This is a genomic window from Streptomyces sp. NPDC031466 (assembly GCF_055581265.1).
This window is the reverse complement of record NZ_JBVIJT010000011.1, coordinates 128242-140775: the sequence shown is the minus strand read 5'-3', so window position 1 is coordinate 140775 and position 12534 is coordinate 128242. Positions and strand designations below refer to the sequence as shown.

Sequence of the window (12534 nt, the reverse complement as noted above, 5' to 3'; positions counted from 1 at the left end):
GCGCCGGACGGCGTCGGCCCGCGACCACGGTGACCCCAACTCCCCGCCCGCGCAAGGGTGCCACGCGGCCGCGCGCGCTCCGGGCCGGGAGCCACGTGACCGGGGCGAACACCGGTGCGAACGCCGGTGCGGGTGGCGTACGCGAAGGCCGCGGCGAACTTGCCGGGTGGCCTGCGGGCGGGTGCCGCGGGTGGCCAGAATGTGGCATGGCCATACGACGCCTCAGTTACCGGTTCGACCACGAGCCGGACACCGGCGCCGTCCGCCTGGTCCCCGTCGGGGCGGGGGAGCCAGGAGTCGGGGCGGGGAAACCAGGGCAGGAAGCGACAACAGCCCCGGACGATCTCCGCGCCACCGTCGAACGCGTCATGGGGGCGGGCGCCGAGCTGAGTTACAGCCTGCTCCCGGACGGCGGCCGCCTGCTGTGCGCGCGACTGCCCGGGCAGCGCGTCGAGGCGCTGCACCTGAGCGCCGGCACGCCGGGGCCCGGACCCGGGTGGCCGATCGACACCTGGCGCTCCGCCGACTGGCACCCGAATGCCGGGGAGAAACCCGGCGTCGGCTTCGTGCACTCCCAACCGCCTGGGCCCAGAGCGCTCTTGGACCGCGAGCTGCTCGTGGACTTCGCCCGGCAGCACGCGGACCGTGTCGAGCCCTTCCTCGCCGATGTCCGCCGGCTCTTCGAGGACCCCGCCGGACGGCGGATCGTCCTGGTCGAGGAGGACCCCGAGACCGTCGTCCGCTGGATCGCGCTCGCCTGCGCCTCCCTGCCCGAGGCCTGCGTCCCCGCGCTGACGTTCGCCGTCTGGACCACCGACCCGCGTCGCGCCCCCCAACAGATCATCGGGATCGGCCCGCAAGCGGACTTCGACCGGAGCGACCCCGCGACGGCCGCGCACCTCTACCGCGTGCACGACGGCACCGGCGGCTGCCAGAGCCCGCCACCCGACTTCGACGCCTGGGCCCGGCTGACCGCCGGCCGCTGGCTCTCCGGCAACCCGCCGCGCCCCGCACCCGGCCTCGACGACGCCTTCGCGCTGCTCCCGCTCGTCTCTGGGGCGTACGACGACCCGGGCCGGGCACGGGCCGACCTCGCCGGGCCCGGCGCCGACGACCCGCGCGCGCTCTTCGAGGCCCTCGCCCGGTCCGCGGCGCGCGGCGAGAGCGACGCCCGCGCGCCGGACGACCTCGCCCGGCTCCGCGGGGACCTCGACGGCGCCCTGCGCCGCACACTGCGCGACCCGGTGCACACCTGGGTGCGGGCACTGCGGCTCACCCTCGCCCTCGCCATGGACGCCGACGGTGGCCCCGGGCTCGCCGAGGCCCTGGACCGGCTCGCACGGGCGCTGCTGCGCCCCGACAAGCGCGAGAGCGCGTACGCGGTCCAAGTCCTCGAAGAGGTCGACGACCGCGCCCTCACCCGCCGGGTGCTGCGCCGGCTCGGCGCGGACCTCAACGAACACAAGCTCAACCGCCTGCGGGAGCTGGCCGTCTCGCCGCAGGGCGAGTGGCTGTGGCGGCACCTGGACGCGGCGCCGCGCACCGTCCGGCTCACCGCGTCCGCCGCCCGCTGGGGCGGTCCCCCGGACCACCTGGGCGGCGCCGAACTCTTCGGGCGGCTCACCGGACTACTGCCCGGACGGAAGGTCGAGGACAGGACCACGCTCACCCTGCTGTGGCACCTCGTGTGGCGCGACGGCCCGCCGGACCCCTCCGAGCAGTCCTGGATCGTGCGTGCCGTCACGCCCCGCCTGATCATCGAGGCGGACCTCGGCCGCCGCGTCACCGGCTGGCTGCGGGACCCCGACCGCTGCGATGCCGAACTGGTCGCGTTCGCCCGGGTCCTGCGCGACGACGGCAGGGCGGGCGCCGGCGACCGCCGCACCGCCGCCCTGCTCGTGGCCGCCCAGGACCTCGCCGACGGCCGGGCACCCCTCAACCGGTCCTCCGTCGACCGCCTCGGCGAACTGTTCCGCAAGGCACCGCCGCCCGGCCCCGTCCTGCGCCGCGGCATCGACGAGCGGGTCGGCCGCGCGCTCGCCCGGGCCGGTCCGCTCGACGTCTGCGGGTCCCACGGCGCGCGGATCCTCTTCGCGGCCGGGCCCGAACTGCTGCGGCCCTATCGCGCGCACTTCTTGCAGGAGGACACCGGTGCCCGCCTCCTGCGCGAGCTGCCCGAGCGGCCCGCCGCCCTGGCCGCGTACTTCCACATCTGGCGCCCCCGGCAGGGGCACGGCGTCAGCGAGGAGTGGCGCGAGACCGCCGCCGAACTGCTCGACCGGGTCCTCGCGCCCGTCCTCGCGCATGTGGACGACCACCACCTCCGCCGCGTCGCCGCCGTGCTCCAGCGCGAGGGCCAGGACGTGCGGGGGTGGGCTGCCTGGCGCCACGAGATCGGACGTCGGGGCGGGTGACCGGCGCGTCCGCGCCCCCGTCACGTACGCCTCGTTCGCCTCGGCGGGGCTTTCCATTCCCGTGCGCCCCCTTCGCGCCCCGGCGCGCCCCCGATTCACGCGATGGTGCGATCGTGTGCCCCCACCCGGATGGCGGAGCCGGACCACGGGTAGGGCCGGGCCATGACGCAGCCGTTCGAACTGCCGCACTTCTACATGCCATATCCCGCACGGCTCAATCCCCACCTGGAGGAGGCGCGCGCGCACTCCGCGAAGTGGGCGCGCGACATGGGCATGTTGGAGGGCTCCGGCATCTGGGAGCAGAGCGACCTCGACGCGCACGACTACGGCCTGTTGTGCGCGTACACCCATCCCGACTGCGACGGCCCCGCGCTGTCGCTGATCACCGACTGGTACGTGTGGGTCTTCTTCTTCGACGACCACTTTTTGGACATGTACAAACGCAGCCAGGACCGCGCCGCCGGGAAGGCCCACCTGGACCGGCTCCCCCTCTTCATGCCGATGGACCTCGCGACACCCGTACCCGAACCGCGGAACCCGGTCGAGGCGGGCCTCGCCGACCTGTGGGCGCGCACCGTGCCCGCGATGTCGGCGGACTGGCGCCGCCGTTTCGCCGAGTCCACCGAGCACCTCCTGAACGAGTCCCTGTGGGAGCTGTCCAACATCAACGAAGGGCGGATCGCCAACCCCGTCGAGTACATCGAGATGCGCCGCAAGGTCGGCGGCGCTCCTTGGTCGGCGGGCCTCGTCGAGTACGCGACGGCCGAGGTCCCCGCCGCCGTCGCCGGCTCCAGGCCGCTGCGGGTGCTCATGGAGACCTTCTCGGACGCCGTCCACCTGCGCAACGACCTGTTCTCGTACCAGCGCGAGGTCCAGGACGAGGGCGAGCTGAGCAACGGCGTGCTCGTCCTGGAGACCTTCTTCGACTGCATGACCCAGCAGGCCGCCGACATCGTCAACGACGTCCTGACCTCGCGCCTGCACCAGTTCGAGCACACGGCGCTCACCGAAGTGCCCGCCCTGGCCCTGGAGAAGGGCCTCACCCCCGCCGAGGTCGCGGCGGTCGCCGCCTACACCCGGGGGCTCCAGGACTGGCAGTCGGGCGGCCACGAATGGCACCTGCGCTCCAGCCGGTACATGAACGAGGGCGCGCTGAGCACCTCGCCGCTCGCCGGGCCCACCGGCCTCGGCACCTCCGCCGCCGACGTGGGCGCGCTGCTCGCGGCCGCCGGGGCGCGGCGGCTGCGCTCCTACACCCACGTCCCGTTCCAGAAGGTGGGCCCCTCGATCCTGCCCGACTTCGAGATGCCGTTCCCGCTGCGGCTCAATCCGCACCTGGCCGGCGCGCGCCCCCGGCTCACCGCCTGGTCGCACGCGATGGGCATCCTGGCGGAGGGCGTCTGGGACGAGGACAAGCTCGACGCGTACGACCTTCCGCTGTGTGCGGCCGGGATCGGTCCGGACGGCACCGCGGAGGCCCTCGACCTCAGCTCGCAGTGGCTGGCCTGGGGCACCTACGGCGACGACTACTACCCCCTGGTCTTCGGCCACCGCCGTGACGTCGCCGCCGCGAAGATCTGCACGGAGCGCCTCGCCGGGTGCATGCCGGTGGAGGGCGGGCCGGCCACCGTCCCCGTGAACGCCATGGAGCGCGGCCTCACCGACCTGTGGGCCCGCACCACCGAGAACATGAGCCCGGAGCAGCGGCGCACCATGCGGCAGACCGTGGTGGTCATGACGGAGAGCTGGCTGTGGGAGCTGGCCAACCAGCTGCAGAACCGCATCCCCGACCCGGTCGACTATCTGGAGATGCGCCGGGCCACCTTCGGCTCCGAGCTGACGATGAGCCTGTGCCGGATGGGCCACGGCCCCGCCGTGCCGCCGGAGGTCTACCGCAGCGGCCCCGTGCGGTCGTTGGAGAACGCCGCGATGGACTACGCGATGCTCCTCAACGACGTCTTCTCGTACCAGAAGGAGATCGAGTACGAGGGCGAGGTCCACAACGGCATCCTGGTCGTGCAGAACTTCTTCGGCTGCGACTATCCGACCGGGCTGAAGGTCATCCACGACCTGATGACCCAGCGCATGCGCCAGTTCCAGCATGTCGCCGCGCACGAGTTCCCCGTCCTGTACGAGGACTTCGGGCTCACGGCGGAGGGGCGCGCCGTCCTGGACGGTTACGTCACGGAGCTGCAGAACTGGCTGGCGGGCATCCTCAACTGGCACGCGGGCTGCCGTCGCTACGGCGCGCAGGACCTGGCCCGCAGGGCGCACGGCTTCCTGCCCGATCGCGCGCCCAGGGTCCCCTCGATCGCCGGGTCGCGCTGACGGCCTGGCCGGTCGGCCCGGCGTGGGCAGAGGGGACATCACCCGTTCGTGAGGCATCGCCGACGGGTCGCGCCGGGTAGGCAGGAGCCGGAGGCGAGCCATGGACCAGACCGCGTTGCGTCCCAAGCCGATGCCGGGCCGGAATTCCGGCCTGAGCAGCGGTGACCACCCCCGCCGGGCCACCGGCGACCACCCCGGCCACAACGCGTGGCCCGACCCCGCCGAGCACTCCGGACAGGGCCACCGGCCGCAGGCCGTCGGGCGCCGCGGGAGGCGGCTGACGGCCGTGCTGGCCGGGCTGCTCCTCGCGGTGCTCCTGGTGCTCGCGGGGATCGGTATCGGCGCGCTCGGTGCCGGTGCGGTCGGCGTCGTCAGCATGGCCGATCTCGCCAAGACACGGCGGGCCGCGCCCGTGCCGCAGCGGGCTTCCGCTCCTGAGGCGCCGAAGCCGGGGGCCGTCCCCGTGCCCGGCGCCGGGCACGCGAAGCCGGCCGGGTCCGCCACCCTCGGCATCGAGGCCGTCGACACCCCCGCCGGCCCGGGCGCCCTGGTCGTCGGCGTGCGCGTCCCGGGCCCCGGTCACACGGCGGGGCTCACGCGCGGCGACACGCTGCTCGCGGTCGGCGGGGCCCGCGTCGAATCGGCGGCCCGCCTCGCGTCGGCGGTCGCCGCCGCACACCCCGGCAGGACACTGACACTGACGGTCCGCCACCAGGACGGGCGACGCCAGTATCTCGGTGCCAGGCCGGGCGTCGTGACCTGAGCGCCGGGCCCGGCGGGGGCAGGGAGGTCGCCACGTCTCGCCTCATGCCTCGATGGGCGGTGCGGGGCGAGGGTGCCTTCCTGGTTCCCGACGAGGCTCAAAAGCGCTCAACCCGCTCAGTGACAGGCAACCCGCTCGTCTGTCGCCGTGTCCCTTCCCTCGAAGATCAACGATCCTCGACCGAAGGACGTACCGACTCATGAGAGCACTCCGCAGCCTGCGCCTCGGACTGGTGGGAGCTGTCGCTCTCACCGCGACCTCGCTCGCGGCCGACGCGCTGGCCGCCCCCGCCCCCACCCCCGCCCCCGTCTCCGGGTCGGCCACCGGTGACCACAGTGCGACACGGGAAGCGATGGACGCTGCCGTGCAGGACGGCGTCCCCGGTGTCGTCGGGCAGGCGAATGACGAATACGGCACCTGGAAAGGCACTTCGGGCGTCGGTGACCTCAGGACGGGGCGGCCGCGCTCGGCCGACGACCACTACCGGGTCGGCAGCATCACCAAGACCTTCGTCGCCACCGTGCTGCTCCAGCTGGAGGCGGAGGGCCGGCTGTCCCTGGACGACAAGGTCGACACATGGCTGCCCGGAGTGGTCCGGGGCAACCTCCACGACGGCCGACGGATCACCCTCCGCCAGCTCCTCAACCACACCAGCGGCATCTTCAACTACCGCGACGACGAGGAGTTCGTGCGGACCTACATCCTCAAGGACGCCTTCTACCGCACCCGTTACGACACAGTCACCCTCGACCGGCACGTGAAGTACGCCATGGCGAACAAGCCCTACTTCACGCCGGGCAGTTCCTGGCAGTACTCGAACACCAACTACTCCCTGGCTGCGATGGTGATCGAGAAGGCCACCGGCAACCCGTACGGAGAGGAGATCCGCCACCGCATCATCAGACCGCTCCGCCTGCGCGCCACCTCCCTCCCCGGTACGAACCCCCGGGTGCCCCGGCCGAGCAGCCGGGCCTATGCGAAGCTCGCCGAGTCCACCGACGGCCCGAGCCACGACGTCACGGAACTGAACCCGACACGCGCCGGGGGCGGGGGCGACATGATCTCCGGGGCCGCCGATCTGAACCGCTTCTACTCGGCCCTGCTGCGCGGCGAGCTGCTGCCCGAGAAGCAGCTCGCCGAGATGAAGACGACCGTCGAGGCCAAGGGGCTCCCCAAGGTCCGCTACGGCCTGGGTCTGGCCGAGCGCGAGCTGAGCTGCGGCGTCACGGTCTGGGGACACCACGGCGGCATCACCGGCTGGACCTCGGAGGCGGTCACGACCGCCGACGGCCGCCACTCGCTGGCCTTCAATTTCAACGGGGACTGGTCCGGGGACAGCCACGCGGTGATCGAGGCGGAGTTCTGCGACACCCCTTAGGCGGCTTAGGCGACTTAGGCGAGACCCAGGACGGCACACGACTCGGCGGGCAGTCGCAGCGCGCCGTCCGCGCCGGGCGGTTCGACCGGGTCCCAGGCGGCGAGCACGCGTGCGTGGTTGTGCCCGAGGGGGACGGTGGCGGGCTCGTCGCCGAGGTTGACGGCGATCTTCAGGTCCCCGCGCCGGAACGCGAACCAGCGCGCCCGCTCGTCGTAGGCGACCCGTACCGCCGCCAGGTCGGCGTCCATCAGGTCGGCGCGGGCCCGCCGCAGGGAGATCAACTCGCGGTGCCAGGCCAGCAGACGGGCGTGGTGGCCGGATTCCGGCTGCGACCAGTCGAGGCAGGACCGCTCGCGGGTGGCCGGGTCCTGCGGGTCGGGAATGTCCTCCTCCGCCCAGCCGTGCGCCGCGAACTCCCGCCGCCTGCCCCGGCGCACCGCCTCGGCCAGCTCGGGATCGGTGTGGTCGGTGAAGAACTGCCAGGGCGTCGTGGCCCCCCACTCCTCGCCCATGAACAGCATCGGCGTGAAGGGACCCGTGAGCGTCAGCGTGGCGGCGCACGCCAGCAGCCCGGGGGACAGCGAGGCGGCGAGCCGGTCGCCCTGCGCGCGGTTGCCGATCTGGTCGTGGGTCTGCGCGTAGCCGAGGAAGCGGTGGGCGGGTGTGCGGGCGCGGTCCACCGGCCGGCCGTGGGCGCGGCCCCGGAACGAGGAGTACGTCCCGTCGTGGAAGAAGCCGCGCGTCATCGTCTTGGCGAGCGCGGCCAGCGGGGCGCGCGCGAAATCCGCGTAGTAGCCCTGCGCCTCGCCCGTCAGCGCGGTGTGCAGCGAGTGATGGAAGTCGTCGTTCCACTGCGCGTGCAGGCCCAGGCCGCCGCTCGCGCGCGGGGTGACCAGCCGGGGGTCGCCCTGGTCCGACTCGCCGATCAGCGACAGCGGCCTGCCCAGTTCCTCCGCCAAGGAGTCGACCGCGGCGGAGAGTTCTTCGAGGAAGTGGCACGCGCGCGTGTCCCGCAGCGCGTGCACCGCGTCCAGCCGCAGCCCGTCCAGGCGGTAGTCCCGCAACCACGCCAGCGCGCTGCCCACCAGAAAGGCGCGCACCTCGTCCGACCCCGGCGCGTCCAGGTTGACCGCGGCGCCCCACGGCGTCTGGTGCGTCTCGGTGAAGTACGGACCGAACGCCGGCAGGTAGTTGCCCGACGGGCCCAGGTGGTTGTGGACGACGTCCAGGACCACGCCGAGACCGTGCCCGTGCGCCGCGTCGACAAAGCGCTTCAGCGCCTCGGGGCCGCCGTACGGCTCGTGCACCGCCCACAGCGACACCCCCTCGTACCCCCACCCGTGCCGCCCCGGGAAGGGGCACAGCGGCATCAGCTCCACATGGGTGACCCCCAGCTCGGCGAGGTGCCCGAGCCGGCCCGCCGCCGCGTCGAGCGTGCCCTCACGGGTGTACGTCCCCACGTGCAGCTCGTACAGGACCGCCTCCCGCACCCCGCGCCCGGCCCAGGGCACCCGCCAGACGTGGCGGCCGTGGTCGACCACCGCGCTCGGGCCGTCGGGGCCGTCCGGCTGGCGCCGCGAGCGCGGGTCGGGCAGGAGTGGGCCGCCGTCCAGCGAAAAGCCGTAGCGCGTGCCGTCCTCGGCGGCCGCCTCCGCCGTCCACCAGCCCGCGCGCTCCTCGTCGCGCTCCATGGCGCGCGTGGCGCCCGCGCACTCCAGCGTGACCTGCTCCGCCTCGGGTGCCCACACCTCGAACCTCACCGACGTTCCCCTCGTCCGCTGTCCGTCGTCACACCTGCGTCCCATGGTGCGTCAGAAGTGCCGTGTCCGTGGGCGGAAGAGATCGATCGGCCGCCGCGCGGCCCATTCTGGACACCCGGGGTGGCGTTGCCCGACAATCAGCTGGTGACATCCTCTTTCGAGTTCTCCACTTACCCCGCGCGGGTGACGGACGCCGAGCGCGACCGGGCGCTGGACGCACTCAAGGAGGGCGCGGCCGTCGGCAGGCTCTCGCACGACACCTTCCTGCGGCGCATGGAACTGGCGCTCGCCGCCCGCAGGCCCGACGAACTGGCCGTCCTCACCGCCGACCTGCGCACCGAGGGGCGCTGGGCGCGCCGGGTGCTCGGCGGCGTGGAAGCGGTGTCCGGGTTCACGGTGAAACTGCGCAGGGCCTGGCAGGCCGAGCGGCTGCCGAAGCTGCTGCTGCCCTCGCCCGACAGTCCCTGTCCGCTGCGGATCGGCCGCGACCCGGCCAACGGCCTGCGGCTCAGCCACGACACGGTCTCCCGCGTCCATGCCGAGCTGCGCCGCCAGGGCGGCATGTGGGTGCTGCGCGACCTCGGCTCCACCAACGGCACGTCGGTCAACGGCCGCAGGGTCGTCGGCGCCGCCCTCGTCCAGGACGGCGACCTGGTGAGCTTCGGCCGGATGGCCTTCCGGCTCTCCACGAACTGAACCGGTGAGCCCCGGCGGCGCCGGACCGGCGCCGTGCCGGCGTACGGACTGCATCGTTTCGGCCGGCTCAGGCGCTTGTCGGCAGCTCACGGGCGCGGCCCTCACCCACCTCCGCGCGCGTGCCGCGCCGCCGCCACCGTTGTCCGTGACTGGTGCTCGACCTGGTGTTCCACCGGCACCCAGCGCGCCTCGAACCGCGCGGCGAACTCCTCGCTCCACCAGCCGGTCGAGCCGGTGCGCCGCCCGGTCGCCCGCCTCTTCCAGGACGCGCAGCAGCATCGCCGCCGCCCGCAGCGGCAGGCGCCGCCCGAACGCGTCGACGCTCCCGACGTGCGCCACACTCGTCACCGCTGGCGGCAGCCGCCCCCAGTCGTCCGCGAGCCCCGGCACCAGCCCCAGCGCCCAGCGCACCGCCCGCAGCAACGGCCCCTCGGCGCCCGCCGGCCGGGGCAGCGCCTCGCGCAGGCTCGCCCCGTCGGGGTCCGCGCACAGCAGGAAGTGCCAGGAGGTGTCGGCGCGCAGGCGCCGGTCCCGTACGGCCCGTTCGACCAGGTGCAGGAGGGTCGAAGCCTCCGGAACCGTGTCAAGGACGCGGGCGGCCCCCTGCCGCCTACGACCGTTGCAGCAGCACCACCGGAGACTCGGCGAAGAGGGTCCGTGCCGGGGCGTCTCCCGTGAACTCCCGGACCGGGGCGAGCAGATCCGTCCACCGGCCCGCCGGAAGCGCCAGCCGTGTGTCGCGCCAGCCGCCCTCCTCCGCGAGGCGCAGCGACAGGCGCGTCACCGCCACCACCACCTCCCCGGAGCGCGCGAACGCCACACAGTGCGCGGCGCCCGGGCCCTCGGCCGTCAACGGCTCGTACGTCCCCGCCTCCCCGAACAGCTCCGGGCGCCGCCGGCGCAGCCGCAGCGCCGCCGCGGTGAGCGCCAGCTTCTCCTCCGAGAGGTCCCGGCTGCCCGGGTTCGCCTCCAGGTGCTCCAGGACGTCCGCGCGGAAGCGGGCGGGGTGCCGGTTGTCCGGGTCGACCAGGGCGCGGTACTCGCCCTCCGTCCCCTGGTAGAGGTCCGGCACCCCGGGCATCGTCAGATGCAGGAGCGCCGCCCCGAGGACGTTCGCCCGGACATGGGGCGCGAGGTCCTGTGCGAAGGACGCCAGCGCGTGTCGCGGCGGTCCGCACGGGCCCGCCTCCACGAATTCGGCCACCGCCCGCTCGTACGCCTCGTCCGGCTCCGTCCAGCTCGTGTGCAGGCCCGCTTCGCGCACGTGTTTGACCAGCGCGTCCCGCAGCCGTGCGGCATCCGGGGGGCCGAAGCCCAGCGCGGTCTGCCAGACGGCCCACGCCACCTGGGGGTCGGGCGCGCGCACACCGCTCTCGCGCGCCGTCCGCTCCGTCAGGTCGGCCAGCAGGTCCGCCCAGCGCCCCGGGCACTGCGTGAGGACCGAGATGCCCGCCCGTACGTCGGCGCTGCGCTTGGTGTCGTGCGTCGTCAGGACCGTCCCCGTGGCGGGCCAGTCCCGCTGGACCCGCGCGCAGTACGCGTGGAACTCCGCCACCGGGACCGCGGGACGCTCGGGCGCGCCCCCCACTTCGGCGGCCGACAGGAGCGGCGCGTGCCGGTAGAAGGCGCTGTCCTCGACCGCCTTGGCGCGCAACGCCGAGGCGGTCTGGGCGAACCGCGCGCGGAACCCGGCCACGGCCTCCCGGGACCGGGCGTCCGCCGCCCCGGCCCGGCCCAGCGCCAGATCCCGTACGACGTCGACCGTCGCCGCCTCCTCGGGCACGCCGAACGCCGCCTTGGCCTCCTCGGCCGCCTCCGGGGTCAGCACCGTCTCGGGAGCGGCGCCCCCGGAGACGTACGGTCGATAGACGGGCAGCCGTACGAGCAGCTCCCGCAGGGCCGTGCGCAGCGCCCACGGCGCGTGGTCGCGCAGCCCGGGGTCGGCCGCGCAGATCGCGGCGGCCTCGCGCGTGAGCCGGTCCACCTCGGCGGCCAGCTCCCGCGTGACCACCCGGTACGCGGCGCGGCGCACCGTCGCCTCCCAGTCGCCGCCCCGGTCGGCCGGCGGCGCGGCGAAGCGCCGGTAGTGGCCGAGCAGTTCCTGCGCGCCCGCCGGGTCGGCCAAGACCCCGTCGAGGTGCCGCAGCGCGTCGTAACCGGTGGTGCCGGCCACCGGCCAGGCCGCGGGCAGCCGCTCGCCGTCGGCGAGGATCTTCTCCACCACGGTCCAGCGGCCGCCGGTCGCCTCATGCAGCGTGCGGAGGTAGGCCCCCGGATCGGCCAACCCGTCCGGGTGATCGATCCGCAGTCCGTCGACGACCCCCTCGTGCAGCAGTTCGAGGATCTTGCCGTGGGTCGCGTCGAACACCTCGGGGTCCTCGACGCGTACCCCGATCAGGTCCGAGATGGTGAAGAACCGCCGGTAGTTCAGCTCAGTGCGGGCCAGCCTCCACCACGACAGGCGGTAGAACTGGGCGTCGAGCAGCGCGGGCAGCGGCAGTCCTTCGGTGCCCGCCCGGAGCGGGAACGCGTGTTCGTGATAGCGCAGCACGTCGCCGTCCACCCGCAGCGAAGTCAGCTCCTCGCCGAGCCTGCCGCCGAGGAAGGGCAGCAGGACGCGCCCGCCCCCGGCCTCCCAGTCGATGTCGAACCAGCGCGCGTAGGGAGAGCCGGGGCCTTCGCGCAGCACCTCCCAGAGCGCGTGATTGTGCCGGGGGGCCGCCGCCATGTGGTTGGGCACGATGTCCACCACCAGGCCGAGCCCGGCCGCGCGCGCGGTACGCGCCAGGGAGCGCAGCCCCTCCTCGCCGCCCAGCTCGGCCCGCACCCGCGCGTGGTCCACCACGTCGTAGCCGTGGGTCGACCCGGGGACCGCCTCCAGCACCGGCGAGAGGTGCAGGTGCGAGACGCCGAGCGCGGCGAGGTGCTGCACGGCCGCCTCGGCGGCGGCGAAGGGGAACTCCGGCTGGAGCTGGAGCCGGTAGGTGGCGGTCGGCGCGGGCGGCACCGCGGGACGGGAGCGCTGTGGCGTCATGCGAAGGTACGTACCCGTCCCGGCGGCTTTCCTGTCATCCGTTCACACGCGTGTCCGCTCACCCCTCTACGCGCGTGTCCGCTCACCCCTCCACGCGCGTGTCCGCTCACCCCTCCACATGCGTGTCCGCTCACCCCTCCACACGCGTGTCCGCTCACCCC

General features: G+C 74.1%; 7 protein-coding genes and 1 pseudogene. 5 read left to right on the top strand and 3 right to left on the bottom strand.

Going from position 1 to position 12534, the window contains the following annotated elements:
* Positions 1-206 precede the first annotated feature (206 nt).
* The 4 genes from ACZ5GP_RS27040 to ACZ5GP_RS27025 all read left to right on the top strand — a co-directional run bounded on the left by ACZ5GP_RS27040 (position 207) and on the right by ACZ5GP_RS27025 (position 6883).
* Positions 207-2414 (top strand): GTPase-associated protein 1-related protein, encoded by a 2208-nt coding sequence (locus tag ACZ5GP_RS27040; protein ID WP_468753283.1) that lies wholly within the window; start codon positions 207-209, stop codon positions 2412-2414.
* A gap of 162 nt (positions 2415-2576) precedes the next feature.
* Positions 2577-4742: a germacradienol/geosmin synthase Cyc2 gene (gene cyc2, locus ACZ5GP_RS27035; protein WP_468753282.1), complete on the top strand. Its 2166-nt coding sequence runs from the start codon at positions 2577-2579 to the stop codon at positions 4740-4742.
* Positions 4743-4842: 100 nt separating this feature from the next.
* The gene (locus tag ACZ5GP_RS27030) at positions 4843-5505 is read left to right on the top strand and encodes a PDZ domain-containing protein (RefSeq protein ID WP_468753281.1); all 663 of its coding nucleotides are present in this window, start codon (positions 4843-4845) and stop codon (positions 5503-5505) included.
* Positions 5506-5704: 199 nt separating this feature from the next.
* Positions 5705-6883 (top strand): serine hydrolase domain-containing protein, encoded by a 1179-nt coding sequence (locus ACZ5GP_RS27025; RefSeq protein ID WP_468753280.1) that lies wholly within the window; start codon positions 5705-5707, stop codon positions 6881-6883.
* Positions 6884-6897: 14 nt separating this feature from the next.
* On the opposite strand, the gene treZ is transcribed toward ACZ5GP_RS27025, so the two are convergent.
* Positions 6898-8643 carry a malto-oligosyltrehalose trehalohydrolase gene (treZ, locus tag ACZ5GP_RS27020; protein ID WP_468753279.1) on the bottom strand — a complete coding sequence of 582 codons (1746 nt, stop codon included), beginning with the start codon at positions 8641-8643 and terminating at the stop codon, positions 6898-6900.
* A 144-nt stretch (positions 8644-8787) separates the two neighbouring features.
* Here treZ and ACZ5GP_RS27015 point away from each other — a divergent pair, with 144 nt between their 5' ends.
* On the top strand, positions 8788-9339 hold the full coding sequence (locus ACZ5GP_RS27015) for an FHA domain-containing protein (RefSeq protein ID WP_468753278.1): 552 nt from the start codon (positions 8788-8790) through the stop codon (positions 9337-9339).
* A 101-nt stretch (positions 9340-9440) separates the two neighbouring features.
* On the opposite strand, the pseudogene ACZ5GP_RS27010 reads toward ACZ5GP_RS27015, so the two are convergent.
* Together ACZ5GP_RS27010 and treY are read right to left on the bottom strand one after the other, a co-directional pair.
* A pseudogene (locus tag ACZ5GP_RS27010) lies at positions 9441-9804 on the bottom strand (M14 family zinc carboxypeptidase); the annotation flags it as partial.
* A gap of 145 nt (positions 9805-9949) precedes the next feature.
* Positions 9950-12373, bottom strand: coding sequence for a malto-oligosyltrehalose synthase (gene treY / locus ACZ5GP_RS27005; protein WP_468753277.1), 2424 nt, complete (start codon positions 12371-12373; stop codon positions 9950-9952).
* Positions 12374-12534: the final 161 nt, after the last annotated feature.

Excerpts from the sequence above, each read along its gene's own strand:
- ACZ5GP_RS27040 (WP_468753283.1), top strand. The coding sequence starts at position 207 with ATGGCCATACGACGCCTCAGTTACCGGTTCGACCACGAGCCGGACACC.
- cyc2 (WP_468753282.1), top strand. The coding sequence starts at position 2,577 with ATGACGCAGCCGTTCGAACTGCCGCACTTCTACATGCCATATCCCGCA.
- treY (WP_468753277.1), bottom strand. The coding sequence starts at position 12,373 with ATGACGCCACAGCGCTCCCGTCCCGCGGTGCCGCCCGCGCCGACCGCC.
- ACZ5GP_RS27030 (WP_468753281.1), top strand. The coding sequence starts at position 4,843 with ATGGACCAGACCGCGTTGCGTCCCAAGCCGATGCCGGGCCGGAATTCC.
- ACZ5GP_RS27025 (WP_468753280.1), top strand. The coding sequence starts at position 5,705 with ATGAGAGCACTCCGCAGCCTGCGCCTCGGACTGGTGGGAGCTGTCGCT.